The 19503-nt window shown below is 74.1% G+C and carries 21 protein-coding genes; 15 read left to right on the forward strand and 6 right to left on the reverse strand.

The window, feature by feature from the left end; all coding sequences use genetic code 11:
* Positions 1–30: 30 nt before the first annotated feature.
* On the reverse strand, positions 31–711 hold the full coding sequence (cofC, locus tag OCU29_RS02495) for a 2-phospho-L-lactate guanylyltransferase (protein WP_261818668.1): 681 nt from the start codon (positions 709–711) through the stop codon (positions 31–33).
* Positions 712–820: 109 nt separating this feature from the next.
* On the opposite strand from cofC, the gene OCU29_RS02500 reads away from it, so the two are divergent.
* Positions 821–1591, forward strand: a complete 771-nt coding sequence (locus OCU29_RS02500) for a 1-acyl-sn-glycerol-3-phosphate acyltransferase (RefSeq protein WP_261818669.1) — start codon at positions 821–823, stop codon at positions 1589–1591.
* Complete coding sequence (locus OCU29_RS02505) at positions 1588–2604, forward strand: NAD(P)H-dependent glycerol-3-phosphate dehydrogenase (protein WP_261818670.1); 1017 nt, start codon at positions 1588–1590, stop codon at positions 2602–2604. The genes OCU29_RS02500 and OCU29_RS02505 overlap by 4 nt, the downstream gene beginning before the upstream one ends.
* Positions 2605–2617: 13 nt before the next feature.
* Here the strand turns inward: OCU29_RS02505 and OCU29_RS02510 are convergent, their stop codons facing one another.
* Positions 2618–3685, reverse strand: coding sequence for a PLP-dependent aspartate aminotransferase family protein (locus OCU29_RS02510; protein WP_179615940.1), 1068 nt, complete (start codon positions 3683–3685; stop codon positions 2618–2620).
* Between the two features lie 74 nt (positions 3686–3759).
* Here OCU29_RS02510 and murF point away from each other — a divergent pair, with 74 nt between their 5' ends.
* On the forward strand, positions 3760–5151 hold the full coding sequence (gene murF / locus OCU29_RS02515) for a UDP-N-acetylmuramoyl-tripeptide--D-alanyl-D-alanine ligase (protein WP_261818671.1): 1392 nt from the start codon (positions 3760–3762) through the stop codon (positions 5149–5151).
* An 11-nt stretch (positions 5152–5162) separates the two neighbouring features.
* A complete protein-coding gene (locus OCU29_RS02520; RefSeq protein WP_261818672.1) occupies positions 5163–6257 on the forward strand; it encodes a D-alanine--D-alanine ligase family protein in 1095 nt (364 codons plus the stop codon).
* A gap of 203 nt (positions 6258–6460) precedes the next feature.
* Here OCU29_RS02520 and OCU29_RS02525 read toward each other — a convergent pair whose 3' ends face one another.
* The 3 genes from OCU29_RS02525 to OCU29_RS02535 are packed head-to-tail and all read right to left on the reverse strand — an operon-like array spanning position 6461 to position 8230.
* Positions 6461–7414, reverse strand: a complete 954-nt coding sequence (locus tag OCU29_RS02525) for a D-alanine--D-alanine ligase (protein ID WP_261818673.1) — start codon at positions 7412–7414, stop codon at positions 6461–6463.
* Positions 7415–7451: 37 nt separating this feature from the next.
* A complete protein-coding gene (locus OCU29_RS02530; protein WP_261818674.1) occupies positions 7452–7973 on the reverse strand; it encodes a DUF3515 domain-containing protein in 522 nt (173 codons plus the stop codon).
* A gap of 20 nt (positions 7974–7993) precedes the next feature.
* Entirely contained in the window at positions 7994–8230 is a 237-nt protein-coding gene (locus OCU29_RS02535) for an Lrp/AsnC ligand binding domain-containing protein (RefSeq protein ID WP_028636164.1), read from the reverse strand.
* A 146-nt stretch (positions 8231–8376) separates the two neighbouring features.
* On the opposite strand from OCU29_RS02535, the gene OCU29_RS02540 reads away from it, so the two are divergent.
* Entirely contained in the window at positions 8377–9354 is a 978-nt protein-coding gene (locus OCU29_RS02540; protein ID WP_261818675.1) for a thiamine-phosphate kinase, read from the forward strand.
* Positions 9355–9434: 80 nt separating this feature from the next.
* Here OCU29_RS02540 and rpmB read toward each other — a convergent pair whose 3' ends face one another.
* Positions 9435–9620 (reverse strand): 50S ribosomal protein L28, encoded by a 186-nt coding sequence (gene rpmB, locus OCU29_RS02545; RefSeq protein ID WP_056862348.1) that lies wholly within the window; start codon positions 9618–9620, stop codon positions 9435–9437.
* 245 nt (positions 9621–9865) lie between these two features.
* Between rpmB and OCU29_RS02550 the strand changes: the two genes are divergently transcribed.
* The 10 genes from OCU29_RS02550 (at position 9866) to OCU29_RS02595 (ending at position 19475) form a co-directional block, all read left to right on the forward strand.
* Positions 9866–11524 (forward strand): DAK2 domain-containing protein, encoded by a 1659-nt coding sequence (locus OCU29_RS02550; RefSeq protein ID WP_261818676.1) that lies wholly within the window; start codon positions 9866–9868, stop codon positions 11522–11524.
* 43 nt (positions 11525–11567) lie between these two features.
* Positions 11568–13784, forward strand: coding sequence for an ATP-dependent DNA helicase RecG (locus OCU29_RS02555; RefSeq protein ID WP_261818907.1), 2217 nt, complete (start codon positions 11568–11570; stop codon positions 13782–13784).
* Between the two features lie 11 nt (positions 13785–13795).
* Positions 13796–14404, forward strand: coding sequence for a 16S rRNA (guanine(966)-N(2))-methyltransferase RsmD (gene rsmD / locus OCU29_RS02560; RefSeq protein WP_261818677.1), 609 nt, complete (start codon positions 13796–13798; stop codon positions 14402–14404).
* Entirely contained in the window at positions 14404–14889 is a 486-nt protein-coding gene (gene coaD / locus OCU29_RS02565) for a pantetheine-phosphate adenylyltransferase (protein WP_179615948.1), read from the forward strand. The genes rsmD and coaD overlap by 1 nt, the downstream gene beginning before the upstream one ends.
* A gap of 115 nt (positions 14890–15004) precedes the next feature.
* Positions 15005–15529: a DUF177 domain-containing protein gene (locus OCU29_RS02570; RefSeq protein WP_258016922.1), complete on the forward strand. Its 525-nt coding sequence runs from the start codon at positions 15005–15007 to the stop codon at positions 15527–15529.
* A gap of 66 nt (positions 15530–15595) precedes the next feature.
* Positions 15596–15781: a 50S ribosomal protein L32 gene (gene rpmF / locus OCU29_RS02575; protein WP_179615949.1), complete on the forward strand. Its 186-nt coding sequence runs from the start codon at positions 15596–15598 to the stop codon at positions 15779–15781.
* A 5-nt stretch (positions 15782–15786) separates the two neighbouring features.
* A complete protein-coding gene (rnc, locus tag OCU29_RS02580; RefSeq protein ID WP_370463649.1) occupies positions 15787–16605 on the forward strand; it encodes a ribonuclease III in 819 nt (272 codons plus the stop codon).
* Positions 16606–16612: 7 nt separating this feature from the next.
* Positions 16613–17500 (forward strand): bifunctional DNA-formamidopyrimidine glycosylase/DNA-(apurinic or apyrimidinic site) lyase, encoded by an 888-nt coding sequence (mutM, locus tag OCU29_RS02585; protein ID WP_179615951.1) that lies wholly within the window; start codon positions 16613–16615, stop codon positions 17498–17500.
* Positions 17501–17697: 197 nt separating this feature from the next.
* Positions 17698–17904: a hypothetical protein gene (locus OCU29_RS02590; RefSeq protein ID WP_179615952.1), complete on the forward strand. Its 207-nt coding sequence runs from the start codon at positions 17698–17700 to the stop codon at positions 17902–17904.
* Between the two features lie 53 nt (positions 17905–17957).
* The gene (locus OCU29_RS02595; protein WP_261818679.1) at positions 17958–19475 is read left to right on the forward strand and encodes a hypothetical protein; all 1518 of its coding nucleotides are present in this window, start codon (positions 17958–17960) and stop codon (positions 19473–19475) included.
* The last annotated feature ends 28 nt before the right edge of the window (positions 19476–19503 follow it).

Consider the following 19503-nt stretch of genomic DNA (forward strand, 5'->3'; position numbering starts at 1 on the left):
ATGCCCGGGCCAGGCAGGTCCGGGGCAGGCTCAGAACAGCCGCAGGCCTGCGACGACCTCGGCGGTGCGGGGGCCCAGTCCCAGCGCCACGGCTGCCTGCAGGTCGACCAGGTCGTCGACGTCGCGCCGCAGCGTCGCGGGGGCATGCTCGACCTCGGTGCAGCCGGCGTCGAGGTGCGCCTGCCGCGAGGCGCCGCCGTACCGGGGGTCGAAGGCGTCGTACGCCGCCGCGTAGAGGGTGGTGCCGACCCCGGCGGCGTCGGGGACGAAGGCCGCCGCCGCGCCCCCGAGCGCCCGGCCGGCCGAGGCGAGGCCGGTGGCGAGGTCCTCGGGCCGCAGCGTGGGCAGGTCGGCGCAGAGGGCGACCGGGCGCAGCGCCGGCCACCGGCGTCCGGCCTCGGCGGCCGTCTGGCGCAGCGTGGCGTTGAGGTCCCCCGAGTCGCCGTCGGGGATGCAGTCGGCGCCGAGCGCGAGCAGCGACGCCGCGAAGCCGGCGTCGTCGGTGGCCACCAGGACCTGCGCCACCCCCGGCGCCGCCAGGCAGGCCGCGACGGTGTCGAGGGCGAAGGCCGAGGCGAGCTCGCGGCGAGCGCCGTCGTCGAGACCGACCAGGCGCGACTTGCCCCGCGCGGGCGGCTTGACCGGCACCAGCACGACCCAGCCCGAGGGGTCGGACGAGGGGTGGGCGGCGGGCTCGGAGGTCGTGCTCATGGTCGGCCATCCTCGCAGGCGTCGCTGCACGCCTGCCGGGCCGGCTGCGAGTAGCCTGCAGGTCGACGTCGGAGCCGACCTGCTCCGGCACCGTTGCCGAGGGAGACGCGTGACCGTTCGCAAGCTGCAGCAACCACGCGGTTGGGCGTTCAGCTTCGCCGTGCCGATCGTCAAGCCGCTGCTGCTCGCGACGACCCGGCGCGACTGGCGCGGCGGGGAGAACATCCCGGCCACCGGCGGCTTCGTGCTGGTGCTCAACCACGTCTCCCACGTCGACCCGCTGCTGGCCGCGCACCTGCTCTACGACCACGGTCGCCTGCCGCGCTACCTGGCCAAGTCGGGGCTCTTCAGGAACAGGTTCCTCGCGTTCTTCCTGCGCGGTGCCGGGCAGATCCCCGTGCACCGGGCGACCAGCTCGGCCATCGGGGCCTACGACGCCGCGGTCGAGGCCGTGCGCCGGGGCGAGTGCGTGGTCGTCTACCCCGAGGGCACCATCAGCCGCGACCCCGACCTGTGGCCGATGCGCGGCAAGACCGGGGCCGCCCGGATCGCGCTGGCCACCGGCTGCCCGGTCATCCCGGTCGGGCAGTGGGGCGCCCAGGACCTGCTGGCGCCGTACACGAAGAAGCCCCGGCTGTTCCCGCCCAAGAAGATCTCGATGCACGTCGGCGAGCCCGTCGACCTCTCCGACCTGGCCGCCGGCTCCGGCGGGGGCGCCGAGGCGGCCGCGGCGCAGCGTGCGACCGACCGGATCATGGCCGCCATCACCGCCCTGGTCGAGCAGGTGCGCGGCGAGCGGGCACCCGCCGTACGTTTCGACATGCGCCGGCAGGGCGCGCGAGCCGATGATGAGTCCCAGGACCGGAAGGACACCGCATGAGCGTCTCGACCAAGGGCAAGGTCGCCGTCTTCAGCGCCGGGTCGTGGGGCACGGCCTTCTCGGTCGTGCTCGCCGACGCCGGCAACGACGTGACCCTGTGGGCGCGCCGGCCCGAGGTCGCCGAGAGCATCAACGAGCGGCGTGAGAACGCCGACTACCTGCCTGGCATCGAGCTGCCGCCCAGCGTCGACGCCACCACCGACGTCGAGAAGGTGCTGCACGGCGCCGACATGGTCGTGCTCGCGACGCCGTCGCAGTCGCTGCGCGAGAACCTCACCGCCTGGGCGCCCCACATCGAGGACGACGCCGTCCTCGTGTCGCTGATGAAGGGGGTCGAGCTCGGCAGCCTGAACCGGATGAGCGAGGTGATCCACCAGGTCACCGGCGCGGGGCCGGAGCGGATCGCGGTCGTCAGCGGCCCCAACCTGGCGAAGGAGATCGCCCGTCGCGAGCCGGCCGCCTCCGTGGTGGCCTGCGAGGACGAGGAGGTCGCCAAGCGGCTGCAGCAGCGCTGCCACTCGCCGGCCTTCCGCCCCTACACCTCCGTCGACGTGCTCGGCTGCGAGCTCGGCGGTGCCTACAAGAACGTCGTGGGCCTCGCCGTGGGCATGGCGGTGGGCCTGGGCTTCGGCGACAACACCACCGCCTCGATCATCACCCGCGGGCTCGCCGAGACCGCGCGGCTGGCGATGAAGCTGGGCGCCAACCCGCTGACCCTGATGGGTCTCGCCGGCCTCGGCGACCTGGTCGCCACCTGCTCCTCGCCGCTCTCGCGCAACCGGTCGTTCGGCGAGAAGCTGGGCCAGGGGATGACCACCGAGGAGATCTACGCCAGCACCCGCCAGGTCGCCGAGGGCGCGAAGTCCTGCTCCTCCCTGCGCGCCCTCGCCGAGCAGAGCGGCTGCGACGCCCCCGTGGCCCGGTACGTCGACGAGGTCGTCGCCGGCCACATGACCGCCCAGGAGATGATGGACGCCGTCCTGGCCCGCGACACGAAGGCCGAGACCGACTGAGATTCGGCGGGGCTCAGACGGTGAGGTCGTCGAGCGCGCGGGACAGGTCGGCCCACAGGTCGTCGACGTCCTCGATGCCGACGGAGAGCCGCACCAGCGCCTCGGAGACGGTGGTGGGCTCCAGCTTCCAGCGGCGCCGGCGCTCGAGGGTCGACTCGACGCCGCCGAGGCTGGTGGTGTGCACCCACAGGTGGGTCTTGCGGGTCAGCAGGTCGGCGGCCATCGCGCCGCCGGCGAGCTCGACGGAGACGATCGCCCCGAAGCCGGGGTAGCGCACCCGCTCGACGGCCGCGTGCTCGGCCAGGCGCCGGGCGAGCTCGGTGGCGTTGGCGGTGGCGCGCTCGACGCGCAGGTGCAGGGTGCGCAGGCCGCGCAGCGCCAGCCACGCCTCCATGGTGCCCGGCACGGCGCCGTAGAGGTCGCGGCGTCCCTTGAGCACCCCGGCGAGCTCCTCGTCCCTGGTCACCAGGGCGCCGAGCAGCAGGTCGCTGTGCCCGCCGAGGTACTTGGTGGCCGAGTGCACGACGATGTCGGCGCCGTCGGCCAGCGGGGTCTGCACCAGGGGCGTGGCGAAGGTGTTGTCGACGACGACGTAGGCGCCGGCGGCGTGGGCGGCCTCGACGATGCGGGCCAGGTCGGCGATGTCGAGGTTGGGGTTGGTCGGGGTCTCCACCCACACCAGCGCGGCGTCCTCGCAGGCGGCGACCACGGCGTCGGTGTCGGCGATGTCGACCAGGCGGCTGCGCACGCGTCCGCGCATCTCGAGGTCGGCGAGCTGGGCGAGGCTGCCGCTGTAGGCGCTGTCGGGGGCCACGACCAGCGCGTCCTGGCCGACCAGGTCGAGCACGGTCGCGACCGCGGCCAGACCGGAGGAGAACGCGAGCGCGGTGCCGCCCTCGAGACGCCCGAGCGCGTCCTCGAAGGCCTGCCAGGTCGGGTTGCCGTAGCGGCCGTACTCGCGGTCCCCGAGGGCGACGTACGTCGAGGCCATCGTCAGCGGCTCGTTGAGCGGCTGGTCGGCCTCGTGCGGGGGACGTCCGGCGTGGACGGCGACGGTGGCGGGTTGGGGGGTCTCGCTCATGGGCACACACTAGGGTGACGCCCCATGACGTCGGCCAACCAGTCGTGCTCCGCGCCCACCCCAGGACGAGCCTCGTGATCGCCCTCAGCCTGGCGCAGGTCGCCGCCGTGGTGGGCGGTGAGGTCACCGGTGGGCCCCGCGGGTCCGCTGTGGCCCCCGAGGACGTCGTGGTCGACGGCCCGGTCGTGATCGACGGCCGCGAGGCCGGCCCCGGCAGCCTGTTCGCCGCCTTCGTCGGCGAGCACAGCGACGGCCACGAGCACGCCGCGCAGGCCGGCCGGCAGGGGGCCGTGGCCGTCCTGGGCAGCCGCCCCACCGAGCTGCCGACGGTGGTGGTCGACGACCCGAGGCTGGCGCTGCAGCGGCTCGCGGCCCACGTCGTGGAGCGGGTGCGCCGCGACGGCGGCCTGACGGTCGTGGGGATCACGGGCTCGCAGGGCAAGACCTCGACCAAGGACCTGCTCGGCGCCGTGCTGTCCGAGGCCGCGCCGACCGTGGCCACCCGCGGCTCCTTCAACAACGAGCTCGGCATGCCGCTGACCGCCCTGCGCGTCGAGACCGGCACCCGCTACCTGGTGCTCGAGCTCGGCGCCCGGGGCCTGGGCCACATCGCCGAGCTGACCGCCCTCGTGCGCCCCGACGTGTCGCTGGTGCTCAACGTCGGCCAGGCCCACCTGGGCGAGTTCGGCTCGCGCGAGGCGATCGCGCAGGCCAAGGGCGAGCTGGTGGAGGCGCTCGACGACGACGGCACCGCCGTCCTCAACGCCGACGACGAGCGCGTCGCGGCGATGGCGTCACGCACCGGCGCGCGCGTGGTCTCCTTCGGGGCCCAGCAGCCCGCCGACGTACGCGTCGAGGAGCTCGAGCTCGACCGCCTGGGCAGGCCGTCGTTCGTGCTGGTCGCCGACGGGGCCCGGGTGCCGGTCAGGCTCCGGCTGGTGGGCGCCCACCAGGCGCTCAACGCCGCCGCCGCGGCCGCGGCCGCGATCGCCGCCGGCCTGGAGGTCGAGCAGGTCGCCGCCGCGCTGGGCGGGGTCTCGACGCTCTCGCAGTGGCGCATGGAGCTCAGCGAGCTCCCGAACGGCGTGACCGTGCTCAACGACTCCTACAACGCCAACCCCGACTCGATGCGCGCCGCCATCGACGCGCTCGCCTCGATCGGCGCCGACCCCGGCGTACGCCGCACCGTCGCGGTGCTGGGCGAGATGCGCGAGCTGGGCGAGACCAGCCCGGAGGAGCACCGCGGCGTCGGTGCCTACGCCGTCGACCGGGGCGTCGACGTGGTGGTGGTCGTGGGCGAGGCCGCCCGCGGCATCCACGAGGGCGCGGGGGAGCGGAGCCTGCTGCTCGCCGACAACGCCGCCGCCGGCGCCTGGCTCGCCGAGCACCTCGCCGAGGGTGACGCGGTTCTCTTCAAGGCCTCCCGCGGGGCGCGCCTGGACGAGGTCGCCGCGGGCCTTCAGTAGGGTCGCGGACCATGACCGAGACGCCTCGCCCCGAGACCGCTGCACGCAAGACCCGAGTGGCCCTCGTCTTCGGTGGACGCTCGGGCGAGCACGCCATCTCGGCGGCCACGGCCGCCGGGGTGATGAAGGCGATCGACAGCGACAAGTACGAGGTGCTGCCCATCGGCATCACGCGCGACGGCGACTGGGTCCTGGCCGCGGGCGACGCGTCGCGCTGGGAGCTCGCCGCCGGGCGGCTCCCCGAGGTCACGACCGGGTCGGGCCCGGCCCTGGCCAGCCTCGGTGAGGCCGGTCCGGTCGACGTGGTCTTCCCGCTGCTGCACGGCCCGTACGGCGAGGACGGCACCATCCAGGGGCTGCTCGAGCTGGCCGGCGTGCGCTACGTCGGCGCCGGCGTCCTGGCCTCGGCGGTCGGCATGGACAAGCACTACATGAAGCTGGTCTTCGCCGGCCACGGGCTGCCGGTGGCGCCGTACGTCGTGGTGAAGCCGGGCGAGTGGGAGCAGCGCCCCGAGGCCGTGGTGGCGCGGGTGCAGGAGGCGCTGGAGTTCCCGGTCTTCGTCAAGCCCGCCCGGGCCGGCTCGTCGCTGGGCGTCACCCGCGTCGACGACCTCACGGGGCTGGCCGACGCGATCGAGGAGGCCCGCGCCCACGACCCGAAGGTGCTGGTCGAGCAGGGTGTCGAGGGACGCGAGATCGAGTGCGCGGTGCTCGGCGGTCGTGGCGGCGCCGCGCCGCGGGCGTCGGTGCCGGGCGAGATCGTGGTCGACCACGGCGCCGCGACGTTCTACGACTTCGAGGCCAAGTACCTCTCCGACTCCCAGGCCCGCACCGAGGCCCCGGCCGACCTGCCCGACGACGTCGCCCAGCGGGTGCGCGAGGTCGCGGTGCAGGCGTTCGAGGCGATCAGCGGCGAGGGCCTCTCGCGCGTCGACGTCTTCGTGACGCCCGACGGCGAGGTCCTGCTCAACGAGATCAACACGATGCCGGGCTTCACCCCCATCTCGATGTACTCGAAGATGTGGGAGGCCAGCGGCATGTCCTACACCGAGCTGGTCGACGAGCTCATCCAGCTCGCCCTCGAGCGCCCCACCGGTCTGCGCTGACCAGGCTCGAATCTCCCGCCGACCCGGCCCAAATCTCCCACTGACCCGGCCCAAATCTCCCACTGACCCGGCGGAAATCTCGCGCTGACCCGGCCGGAACCGGCACAGGCAGGTGTGCGCCGGGTCGACGCGAGATGTGCGCCGGGTCGACGAGACATATGCGCCGGGTCAGCGCGAGATATGGGCCGGGTCGGTGGGGGTGGTCAGGCCAGGGCGCGGCGGACCAGGTCGAGGACGACCTGGCCGAGGCTGGTGCCGGAGAGGGTGCAGGCGAAGGGCATGACCGAGGTCTCGGTGGTGCCGGGGGTGATCGCGGTCTCCAGGAGCACGTAGGAGCCGTCGCCCGAGACGATGAAGTCGGAGCGCGAGAGGTGGCGCAGGCCGAGCACCCGGTGGGCCTCGCAGGCGGTCCGCTCGAGGGCCGCGATCAGCTCGTCGGGCAGGTCGGGGCGGGAGAAGGAGACGAACTCGGCGGTGTAGCGGGCGTCGAAGTCGAACTCGTGGCCCTTCTCGTACTCCACCGCCACCGGGGTCAGAGCCTGCACGCCCTCGTCGGTCTCGATGCACACGACGCTGACGTCGGTGCCGTCGTAGAAGCGCTCGATGAGGGCGTCGTCGCCGTAGGCGTAGGCGGTCACGAGCGCGGAGGGCAGGGCGGCGAGGCCGTCGACGCCGGTCACCCCCAGGGCGCTGCCGCAGCGCGTCGGCTTGGCCACGACACGCTCCCCGAGCCGGTGCATGACGTGCTCCATCAGCGCGGCGGCGCCGATGTCGCGGAAGGTCTGGGAGGAGAGCCCGACGCTCTCGGGCACCGCGATGCCGGCGCGGCGCAGGAGCTCGCGGGCGGTGCCCTTGTCGTGGGCCACCCGGCAGGCGCGGCTGCGGGTGCCGACGTAGGGCAGGTCGATGAGCTCGAGGAGCGTCTGGATCTCGCCGTCCTCGCCGAAGTGGCCGTGCAGCGCGGGCACCGCGGCCACGACCTTGTGCTGCTCGAGGGTGTGCAGCAGGTTGCGGTCGAAGTCGTAGGCCTCGGCCTCGACGCCGACCGCGCGCAGCTCGCGCACCAGGTTGCGGCCGCTGGCCAGCGACACGTCGCGCTCGTGGCTCAGGCCGCCGGCGATGACGGCGACGGGACCGGGCAGCTGCTCCTCGCTCATGGCACGAGCGTCCCACATCGCGCCGACCGGCCGTCACTCACCGGCAGCGCTGGACGAGCTCGAGGTGCTCGGTGATGGGTGCGGCGAGCTCGGAGAGGGCGGTGAAGGAGACACCACCGCGGTACTCGTCGGGCACCAGCACCTCGACGCGGGGCCGGTAGCCGATCGTGGTGCCGGTGACCGGGCCGTCCTCGTCCTCCAGCTCGGCGGGCGGGAAGAACCAGCCCACGCCGACGATCTCGTCGCAGGAGGGGGCGATCAGCTCGCGGAAGAGCGGGGGCTCCTCGACGCCGCAGGTCAGCACCAGGCCCTCGCCCCAGGCGCGGGCCGGGGCGTCGGCGGGGGAGACCTCGCGGGGCTCGAGCCCGGCCAGGTCGTCGGGCAGGGCGCCCAGGAGCTCGTCGCAGGCGGCGGCGGACTCCGCGTCGAGGGCCGGTGCGGCGACCTCGACGGGGCCGCCGCAGGCACCCAGCAGCAGCGCCAGCGCACCCGCAGCGACGACGCCCCGACCCCTCGCGGGGCCGGGGCGTCGGGACGCTGCGCGCCGGGTGATGACCACGGAGGTCGGGTCGGTCCGGCTCAGATGTGGACGACCGGGCAGGTCAGGGTGCGGGTGATGCCGTCGAGGTTCTGCACCTTCGAGACGACCAGCTTGCCGAGCTCGTCGACGTTGCGGGCCTCGGCGCGCACGATCACGTCGTAGGGGCCGGTGACGTCCTCGGCGAGGGTCACGCCCTTGACCTGGGCGATCGCGGCCGCGACCTCCGCAGCCTTGCCGACGTCGGTCTGGATCAGGATGTAGGCCTGCACGACCATCGTGTTGCTCCTCAAGGGTTGTCGTCACGGCTCCGTTGCCGCGGACACGTCACCCGGATGTGTCGGCGACAACCTACCTGCTGGTGGACGCAGGGTCACTGGGGCCCTGGGCGGGTGGACGCCGCCGGGTCTGGTGGGATGGGGCCATGACCTCCCCGTCGTCCCCCGAGCAGTCCTTCGAGCCGGGGGCGAGCCTCGCCGACGTCGGCGAGTTCGGCCTGATCTCGGCCATCACCAGCCGTTTCGAGCAGGGCGAGCAGGTGCTCATCGGGCCCGGCGACGACGCCGCGGTGCTGCGGGTGCGCACCGGCCACGTGGTGGTCTCGACGGACCTGATGGTCGAGGGCCGGCACTTCCGTCGTGACTGGGCCTCCGCCTCCGACGTGGGCCACCGGGCCGCGGCGCAGAACATCTCCGACATCAACGCGATGGGCGGCCGGGCCACCTCGCTGACCATCGGCCTCGCCGCCCCCGCCGATCTCGAGGCGCAGTGGGCGCTCGACTTCGCCCAGGGCTTCGCCGACGAGTGCGCGCTGGTCGGGGCCAGCGTCGTGGGCGGTGACCTGACGCGCGGCGACCAGGTGGTCGTGGCCGTGACCGTGATGGGCGCCTGCACCGTGGCCCCGGTCGTGCGCTCGGGTGCCGCCCCCGGTGACGTGCTGGCCCTCGCCGGGCGCCAGGGCTGGGCCGCCGGCGGCCTGGCGGTGCTTGGGCGCGGCTTCCGCTCCCCGCGGGTGCTGGTCGAGGCCTACCGCCGCCCCCAGCCGCCGTACGACGCCGGGCCGGCCGCCGCCGACGCCGGCGCGACCGCGATGATCGACGTCTCCGACGGCCTGCTGTCCGAGGCCGGCCACCTGGCCACCGCCTCCGGCGTGGCCGTCGACGTGCGCACCGACGCGCTGGAGGTGCCCGAGCCGCTGCACGCGGTGGCCGCCGCGCTGGGCGGGGTCGACCCGGTGGCCTTCATGCTCTCCGGCGGCGACGACCACGCCCTGCTGGCGACCTTCCCGGCCGGGACCGTCCTGCCCGAGGGGTGGAGCGTGATCGGCGAGGTGCGCGAGGGCGAGGGCGTCACGGTCGACGGCGCCCCCTGGACCGGCGACACCGGGTGGACGCACTTCTGATCGGCCCCGGACGCACGAACGGCCGCCACCCCGGTGGGGTGACGGCCGTCCGACGGCGGACCGAGGTGGTCAGCGGGAGGTCAGCGGGAGACCTTGCCCGCCTTCAGGCAGCCGGTGCAGACGTTGAGGCGCTTGGGGGTGCCGTTGACCTTGGCACGCACGCGCTGGATGTTGGGGTCGAAGCGGCGCTTCGTGATCTTGCGCGACCACGGCCGGTTGTTGCCGAAGCCAGGCTTCTTGGCGCAGATGTCGCAGACGGCAGCCACCGTGAACTCCTGAAGGATCGAGGTTGGGACGAAAAGATGTGCACAACTGTTCGTGCACAGCCGAACGAGTCGAGGGCCCGGTGCTCCGGGCAACCGCGCCAGAGTATCCGAGGCGTGCGGTGCTCGGCCAATCGCGGGACGATCGGGGGCCGGAGGTGGCTGCGGGGCGCGTCACGCCACGCATCGCCGCCACCCGCACACTAACGTGTCGCCCCGTGGAGCCAGTGGGACCGACCGGACGCGGGGTGAGCCTCGAGGTCGTGCTGCTCTTCGTCGACATCGCCGTCGACGCCCTGGGGGCGGCGCGCGAGGAGATCGACGCGCTCAACGTCTACCCGGTCCCCGACGGCGACACCGGCACCAACATGTACCTCACGGTCTCCGCGGCCAGGGACGCCGTGCGCGAGGCCACCGGCGGCGACTCAGGCGCCGAGCTGGGCGACGCGCTGGCGGCGTTCAGCCGGGGGGCGCTGCTGGGGGCCCGCGGCAACTCGGGGGTCATCCTCAGCGAGATGATGCGCGCCATCGCTCGCCGCCTGGCGCGCGCGACCGCCGAGGAGCGCAACGCCGAGGTCCTCGCCGAGGCGCTGCGCCTGGCCGCCGAGGCGGCGTACGCCGCGGTGGGCACGCCCGTGGAGGGCACCATCCTGTCGGTGGCCCGGGCCGCGGCCGAGGCGGCCGAGGCGGTGCGCGAGGACCCCTCCGCCCGCACCCGCGACGTCTTCACCGGGGCGGCCGAGGCGGCCCGTGCCGCCCTGGCACGCACCCCCACCCAGCTGCAGGCGCTGGCCGACGCCGGCGTGGTCGACGCCGGCGGCCGGGGGCTGAGCGTCGTGCTCGACGCCGCCGAGACCGCGCTGACCGGGCGCCGGCCCGAGCCGGTGCTGCCGCGCATCGGCCAGCACGCCATCCCCATCGCCCAGGCCACGACCGCGCAGCAGCCCGGTGGCGACCTGACCCCGGGCGGGCCGGCGTACGAGGTGATGTACCTGCTCGACACCGACGCCGAGCAGGTGCCGGCGCTGCGCGAGCGCCTCGCCGCCCTGGGCGACTCGCTGGTCGTCGTCGGCGACGAGCGGCTCTGGAACGTGCACGTGCACGTCGACGACGTCGGTGCCGCGATCGAGGCCGGCATCGAGGCCGGGCGCCCGCACCGCATCCGGGTCACCCACTTCCACGACCAGGTCACGCAGCAGGCCGCCCGGGCGGAGCGCGAGGCGGCCGGCAGGCCGCGCGAGGGCCGCTGCGTGGTCGTGGTCTCGGCCGGCCCCGGGCTCTCCTCGCTCTTCGCCGAGGCCGGCGCCGTGGTCGTCGAGGGCGGGCCCGGGCGCCGGCCCTCGACCGGCGACCTGCTTCAGGCCATCACCGGCTGCGGCGCCCAGGAGGTCGTGGTGCTGCCCAACGACGGCGACTCGGTGCGCGCCGCCCAGGTGGCCGCCTCGACGGCGACCCAGGACGCGGGGGTCCGGGTCGCGGTCATCCCGACCCAGGCGCAGGTGCAGGGCCTGGCCGCGCTGGCCGTCCACGAACCCGGTCGCGGCTTCGACGCCGACGTGCTCGAGATGACCGCCACCGCGCGCCACGCCCGCCACGGCGCGGTCACCGTCGCGGCGCGCCAGGCGATGACGATGGCCGGGCCCTGCGAGCCCGGCGACGCCCTGGGCGTGGTGGCCGGCGACTTCGCGGTCGTCGGGTCGGCGCTCGCCGACGTCGCCACCGAGGTGCTCGAGCGCCTCGTCGCCGGCGGTGGCGAGCTCGTCACCATCGTCTCGGGGGCCGACGACCCCGACGGCGCCCTGGCCGAGCACTGCACCGGTTGGCTCGCCGAGCGCCACCCCTTTGTCGATGCCGTGGTGTACGACGGTGGGCAGGAGCGCTACCCGCTCCTGCTGGCCGTGGAGTGAACCGAGCGTTGAGCCCGGGGGAGGAGGTGCGGCGGTGATCTCGATGGACTCGCCGATAGAGACCTTGCTGGGCGACACCGGCACCAAGGCCGCCAAGATCACCAAGGGCCTGGGGCTGCGCACCGTCGGCCAGCTCGTGCACCACCTGCCGCGGCGCTACGTGCGCACCGCCGAGCTGACCACGGTCGATTCGCTGCAGGAGGGCGAGCTGCTGACGGTGGTCGGCCAGATCGGCCAGACCCGCCGGCGCGAGTACGTCGACCGCCGCACCGGCCGCACGGCGTACCGGGTCGACACGGTGCTGCACACCGACGGCCCGAGCCTGCGGATGTCGTTCTTCGCCAAGAAGCCGCACATGACCGACTGGCACGAGCGCCGGCTGCCCGAGGGGCGCCGGGGCATCTTCCAGGGCAAGGTGGGCCGCTTCAACGGCGACTGGCAGCTCACCAACCCGCAGATGGTCCTGATGGGCACCGAGGGCGAGGACGCCGCGCAGCTCTCGCTGGAGACCCTCGGCGACCTCTACCCGATCTACCCGCTCACCAAGGGTGTCGACACCTGGGACCTCCAGCGCGCTATCACCTTCGCCCTCGCCGTCCTCGACGAGGTGCCCGAGCTGCTGCCCGAGTCGGTGCGCGAGCAGGCCGGGCTGGTCGACGCCGGCACCGCGCTGGAGTGGGTGCACCACCCGAAGGACTACGCCCAGGTCACGCGGGCGCTGCAGCGGCTGCGCTTCGACGAGGCGATCGTGACCCAGCTGGTGCTGGCCCGCCGGCGCCGTGCGCTCGCCCGGCTGGGTGCACGGCCCCGGGCCGGGCGCAGCGGGGGCCTGCTCGACGCCTTCGACGCGCGGCTGCCCTTCGAGCTGACCGGCGGCCAGCGCGAGGTGGGCGCCGAGATCGACGAGGACCTGGCGCGCGAGCGGCCGATGAACCGGCTGCTGCAGGGCGAGGTCGGCTCGGGCAAGACGCTGGTGGCGCTGCGCGCGATGCTGCGCGTCGTCGACTCCGGGGCCCAGGCCGCCCTGCTCGCGCCGACCGAGGTGCTCGCCCAGCAGCACCACCGCTCCATCACCGCGATGCTCGGCGACCTCGCCTCGGCCGGCCTGCTGGGCGGGGCGGAGGAGGCCACCGCGGTCGAGCTGCTCACCGGCTCGATGACCAGGACCCAGCGCACCGGGCCGATGTCGCGGCTGGCCTCGGGCGAGGCCGGCATCGTGATCGGCACCCACGCCCTGCTCGAGGACAAGGTCGGTTTCGCCGACCTCGGGCTGGTCGTGGTCGACGAGCAGCACCGCTTCGGCGTCGAGCAGCGCGCCGCCCTGACCGACAAGGCCGGCACCCCGCCCCACGTGCTGGTGATGACCGCCACCCCGATCCCGCGCACGGTGGCGATGACCGTCTTCGGCGACCTCGAGATCTCCACCCTGACCGAGCTGCCGGCCGGCCGGGCGCCGGTTCAGACCACGGTCGTGCCCGTCGCCGACGCCCCGCACTGGGTCGACCGCGTCTGGCAGCGGGTGCGCGAGGAGGTCGCGGCCGGCCACCAGGTCTACGTCGTGTGCCCCCGCATCTCCGGCGACGAGCGGGAGGCCGGCCAGGCCGAGGCCGGGGAGCCGGGCGACACCGGCGAGGAACGCACCGAGCGTCCGCTCAGCGCGGTCGAGGAGGTCGTGGAGGAGCTGCGCGCGGGTCCGCTGGCGGGGCTGCGGCTGGCCGCCATGCACGGGCGCCTGACCCCCGACGTCAAGGACGCGACGATGCGCTCGTTCGCCGACGGCGAGGTCGACGTGCTGGTCTCCACCACGGTCATCGAGGTCGGGGTCGACGTGGCGAACGCCACGGCGATGGTGCTGCTGGACGCCGACCGGTTCGGGGTCTCCCAGCTGCACCAGCTCCGCGGGAGGGTCGGCCGCGGCGGCCACCCCGGCCTGTGCCTGCTGGTCACCCACGCCGAGGTCGGCACCCCGGCCCGTGGGCGTCTCGAGGCGGTCGCCGCCACCTCCGACGGCTTCGAGCTGAGCCGGGTCGACCTCGAGCAGCGCCGCGAGGGCGACGTGCTCGGCGCCCACCAGTCCGGCTACCAGTCCAGCCTGCACACCCTGCGGGTGCTCCGCGACGAGGAGACCATCCTCGCCGCCCGCGCCGCAGGCGTCGACCTGCTCGAGTCGGACCCCGACCTGCGGGGCGCCCCCGCGCTGGCCGCCGCCGTCGAGGCCCTCGAGAGGTCGGTCGCCGCCGACTTCGTCGACCGCTCGTAGGATCGCTTCCCATGACCCGCATCATCGGCGGCAGCGCCGGCGGACGCCGGCTGAGCACCCCGCCCGGCACCGCCACCCGTCCCACCGCCGACCGGGTCCGCGAGGCGCTGTTCTCCTCGATCGAGGCCGCCACGGGCTCGCTCGAGGGCCTGCGCTTCCTCGACCTGTACGCCGGCTCGGGCGCCGTCGGGCTCGAGGCCCTCTCGCGCGGCGCGGGCGTGGCGACGCTGGTGGAGGCGGACCGGCGCACGGCGGGGCTGATCGCCACCAACGCCCGCACGCTCGGCTTCCCGCGGGCCGAGGTGCTCGCGGCACCGGTCGCCGCGACCCTGGGCCGGGCGCCGGTGGCGCCCTACGACGTCGTCTTCATGGACCCGCCCTACCCGTTGACCGAGGAGGAGCTGGGCGCCGACCTGCTGGCGCTCGTCGAGCAGGGCTGGCTGGTGCCCGACGCGCTGGTCGTCGTCGAGCGCTCGCGGCGCAGCCCGCAGCCGGCGTTCCCCACCGGGTTCGTCGAGGTCCGCTCGCGCAAGTACGGTGAGACGACCCTGTGGTCGGCCCACGCGCCCGTGGACGAGCCGGGGGAGCCAGCAGAGCAACCACGAGCGGGGGAGCAGTAGTGCGTCGAGCCGTCTGCCCGGGGTCCTTCGACCCCGTCACCAACGGGCACATCGACATCGTCGCGAGGGCCGCCTCCCTCTTCGACGAGGTCGTCGTCGCGGTCGGGGTGAACAAGTCCAAGAACCGGATGTTCACCCCCGAGGAGCGGATGGCGATGCTCACCGAGGCGTGCGCCGACTTCGACAACGTGCGCGTCGACGGCTTCAAGGGCCTGCTGACCGACTACTGCGCCGAGCACGGCATCCACGCGATCGTGAAGGGCCTGCGCGCGGTCAGCGACTTCGACTACGAGCTGCAGATGGCGCAGATGAACTCCTCGCTCACCGACGTGGAGACCGTCTTCGTGCCCACCAGCCCCGAGTACTCCTTCCTCGCCTCGAGCCTGGTCAAGGAGGTCGCGACCTTCGGCGGCGACGTCTCCACGCTGGTGCCCGACTTCGTGCACGCCCGCCTGACCGAGCGCATCGCCGAGCAGCGCGGATGACCCGGCAGGCGCGTTTTGCCCCGCCGTTCACCCGAGGGATACGCTTCCCGCTGATCTGTTCGTGCCCGGACCCGGAAGTGATCCCCTGACCAGCCTGGACCCGAGAGCGCCGCTCGTGCTCGACACCCGCGAGCTCGGCCGCCGCCCGGGGTCCCAGCGTGAGGTGACGCTCTCGGTGCCGGCACCGGCAGATCTGGGCATCGACGTCCTCACTGTCCCCGAGGGCTCGCCGGTCGACATCGACCTGCGGCTCGAGGCGGTCATGGAGGGAGTCCTGGTCACGGGCACGGCGCGAGCCGGGCTCGACGGCGAGTGCGCACGGTGCCTGGAGGAGATCCACGACGACGTCGAGGTGACCTTCCAGGAGCTGTACGTCTACGCCGAGCACCAGACCTCCCACGACGAGGACGACGAGGTCAGCCGGCTCGAGGACGACCTGCTCGACCTCGAGCCCCAGCTGAGGGACGCAGTGGTGCTCAAGCTGCCGTTCCAGCCCCTGTGCACCGAGGACTGTCCCGGTCTGTGCCCCGACTGCGGGGCACGACTGGCCGAGGACCCCGACCACGGTCACGACGAACCGATCGACCCGCGCTGGGCCGGCCTGGCCGCCCTGGCGCAGGACGAGCCGGACGAGAAGTAGCAGACCCACCAGCAAGACCACCACCAGGCCGAGGAGCGATCCCGGCCTCGCAACGAGGAGAAAACAGTGGCTGTCCCGAAGCGGAAGATGTCGCGCAGCAACACCCGTCACCGTCGCTCGGCCTGGAAGGCCACGGCGCCGACCCTGGTGACCTGCGCGAACGCCGCGTGCGGTGCCAAGCACCTCCCGCACCGCGCGTGCGGCGAGTGCGGCCAGTACGGCGCCAAGGCCGACCGTCGTCAGGTCCTCTGAGACCGATCAGTTCCCTGAACGACTACGCCGAGCTGCGAGCAGCGCTCGGGGATCCTGAGCTGGACCCCGAGCTGCTGGATCGCGCGCTCACGCACCGGTCCTACGCCTACGAGAACGGCGGCCTGCCGACCAACGAGCGCCTGGAGTTCCTGGGCGACTCGGTGCTCGGCGTCGTCGTGACCGAGACGCTGTACCGCACCCACCCGGACCTCTCCGAGGGCCGGTTGGCCAAGCTGCGCGCCGCGGTGGTCAACGCCCGGGCGCTGGCCGGTGTCGGGCGCGGCATCCGGCTCGGCGAGCACGTCAAGCTCGGTCGCGGCGAGGAGAGCACCGGGGGCCGCAACAAGGCCTCCATCCTCTCCGACACCGTCGAGGCGGTCATCGGGGCCGTGCACCTCTCCGGCGGAGGCATCGAGACCTCCGCCGCGGTGGTGCACCGCCTCTTCGACCCGCTCATCGAGGCGGCCTCGGCCCTCGGGGCCGGTCTCGACTGGAAGACCTCCCTGCAGGAGCTGTCGGCCGAGCACGGCCTGGGTGTGCCCGAGTACGTCATCGAGGACAGCGGCCCGGACCACCAGAAGACCTTCACCGCCCAGGTGCGCGTGGGCGAGCGCCTCTACGGCAACGGCACCGGCCGGTCGAAGAAGGAGGCCGAGCAGGCCGCCGCCGAGACCGCGTACGGCGAGATCGCCGCGCAGCTCGGTGTCACCGACCCTGCCGAGACCGCGGCCGAGGTCGCGGCCGGCAACGCCGCGGCCGGCAAGTCCGGCACCGGCCCCGCCGCCGGCACGGCCACCGGCCCCGCCGACACCGACGGCTCCTAGGCGACCGGTGCCCGAGCTCCCCGAGGTCGAGGTGGTGCGCGCCGGGCTCGAGCGCCACGTCGTCGGCGCCCGGGTGGTCGGCGTCGACGTGCTGCACCCGCGGCCGGTGCGCCGCGACGAGCGCGGCCCCGAGGGCTTCGCCGCCGCCCTCACCGGGCGCACCCTCACCGGCGCCCGGCGCCGGGGCAAGTACCTCTGGCTGCCCCTCGACGACGGCGACGCCCTGCTGGCCCACCTGGGCATGAGCGGGCAGATGCTGGTCCAGCCCGCCGACGCGGCCCCCGAGAAGCACCTGCGGGTGCGGGTGCGCCTCGACGGTGCCGCCGACGGCCGGCACCTCCACTTCGTGGACCAGCGCATGTTCGGCGGACTGTCGATCTCGGCCGGCGGTGCCGACCTGCCGCCCGAGATCGCCCACATCGCCCGTGACCCGCTCGACCCGGAGTTCGACGACGACGAGTTCGCCGCGCGCGTGCGCCGACGGGCCTCGGGCATCAAGCGCCAGCTGCTCGACCAGAACCTCGTCTCGGGCGTCGGCAACATCTACGCCGACGAGGCGCTGTGGCGCGCGGGCGTCCACGGCGAGCGCCCGGGGGAGCGGCTGAGCCGCGCCCAGGTGCTGGCGCTGCTCGACCACGCGCGCGACGTCATGGCCGAGGCGCTCGCCCAGGGCGGCACCTCCTTCGACGCGCTCTACGTCAACGTCAACGGCGAGTCGGGCTACTTCGACCGCTCGCTGCACGCCTACGGCCGCGCCGACGAGCCGTGCGACCGCTGCGGCACCCCGATCCGCCGGGTCGCGTTCATGAACCGGTCGTCGTACTTCTGCCCGCGCTGCCAGCCGGCGCCCCGCCGCCGGCGCGTGGTCACCCCCGGTGCCGCTGCGCCCGACTGACCCGGACCACGACCCGGACCACGACCCGCGGCATGGTCGGGCGGTGCGTCAGCAACCGTTCCTGCTGCGGGTCCGGTCGCCACGGCACCGCCGCCCCCCGCGATTGACCGGGAGGCCCGCGTGGTGGGACTCTTATAGACGGTCCGGATGCTCGTCCGTCGCCACCCCCATCGTCCCACCGCACTGGAGAGTCCCTCATGGCCAAGGCGCTGATCGGCTACCGCAGCAGCGACCTGCTCGACCCCCGCCAAGCCGCCGACAACGCGCGGCTGCGCGCGCGCGTGCGCGAGCTCGAGGCGCTCGTGCTGAGGCTGTGCGCCGAGAACGACCGGCTCACCGCCGAGGTCGCCGAGCACGGTCTGCGCGAGGAGCTGCAGGACCTGCAGGAGATGCAGCCCGTCTGAGCCCTCGGCCCCCTCGGCCGTGACCACCGGGGCCACGCGTCGTTGGGCCTGGCATGACCCGTCGCCCCCGCGCCCTGCCCGGTGTCCTGGCCGCCGCTGCCCTCGCCCTGACCTCGATGGCGGTGTCCGCACCCGCCCAGGGTGCCGACCCCGACGACGTGCGCAGCCAGATGCTCGAGCGGGCCGCCCAGCAGCCCGGCACGACCGCGTCGCTGGTCGCCAGCGACAACATGGCCCAGGTCTCGACGAACCCCGGCCAGGTCGGCATCTCCGGCTGCTTCACCGCCACCGCGCCGCTCTTCGTCACCAGCGGGCTCGACTCGCTGCAGGTCTTCGACGTCTCCGAGCCGGCGAGCCCGGAGCGGGTCGGGGTGCTGCCCAGCCTGATGTTCGAGAACGAGGCGATGAACTGCGGTGAGCGCCGCACCAAGCAGGGCACCCGACGCTTCGCGCTGATCGGGGTCGACCTCTACCAGGCCTCGCCCGACGACATCGAGCACGTCAACGTCGGCGGCGGCGAGCTGGTGGTGGTCGACGTGACCGACCCGAGCGCCCCCGCGGTGCTCTCGCGGGCCCCCGGCACCACCTCCACGCACACCGTGGCCTGCATCGACGACACCAACTGCCGCTACGCCTACTCGGCCGGCGGCCGCTCGGGCTTCTCGATCTTCGACCTGCGCGACATCGAGAACCCCGTCGAGGTCGACTCCGACCGCTCCACGCCCGGCGTGCAGCCCTTCGCCAGCCCGACCGGCGGGCACAAGTGGAACTTCGACGCCGCCGGCATCGGCACCCACACCGGCTACGAGGGTGCCTCGATGTGGGACGTCTCGAAGCCGCGCCGCCCGCGGGTGCTCACCACCACCGGCGCCGCCGGGGCCGGCGACGACCCTGACCACGAGGGCTGGAACGACTTCATCCTGCACAACGCCTTCCGCCCGCACGCCGAGCGGTTCAAGCCCGGCCGCAAGCCCTCGCTGCGCCGCGGCAACGTGCTGCTGGTGACCGAGGAGGACTACGAGGAGACCGACTGCGCCCAGGCCGGTTCGTTCCAGACCTGGTGGGTCAAGAAGCTCAACGGCAAGCCCGGCAAGATCGTCCCGCTCGACAAGGTCGAGCTCTCCGACCTCGGCACCTTCCCGCTGCCGCGCGGCGCCTTCTGCTCCTCGCACTGGTTCGACTACCGCGCCGGCGGCCTGGTCGCGGCCGGCTTCTACGGCGGCGGCACCCAGGTCCTCGACGTCAGCAACCCGCGCCGCATCCGCACCCACGCCCACGCCGTGTGGGGCCTCTCGGAGGTCTGGGACGCCATGTGGGTGCCGGTCTACGACGCCCGCGACCGGCGCACGGCCAAGCGCACCAACCTCGTCTACAGCATCGACCTGGTGCGGGGCCTCGACGTGTTCGCCGTCGACGTGCCGGGCGACGGGCGGGGCGCCGAGCCGCCCGTCGGCGCGACCGCGCCGGTGTCGGTCTCGGACCGCGCGGCCGCCAACGCGCTGCCGCTGGGGCTCGTGGGCGTCGCGATGGCCGGCGCGCTGCTCCTGCGGCGCCGGCGCGCCCAGGGGTAGCCTGAGGCCCACCTCGGCGGAAGGGCCC

This window comes from Nocardioides sp. OK12, assembly GCF_024341885.1.
Taxonomy (GTDB): Bacteria; Actinomycetota; Actinomycetes; order Propionibacteriales; family Nocardioidaceae; genus Nocardioides; species Nocardioides marinisabuli.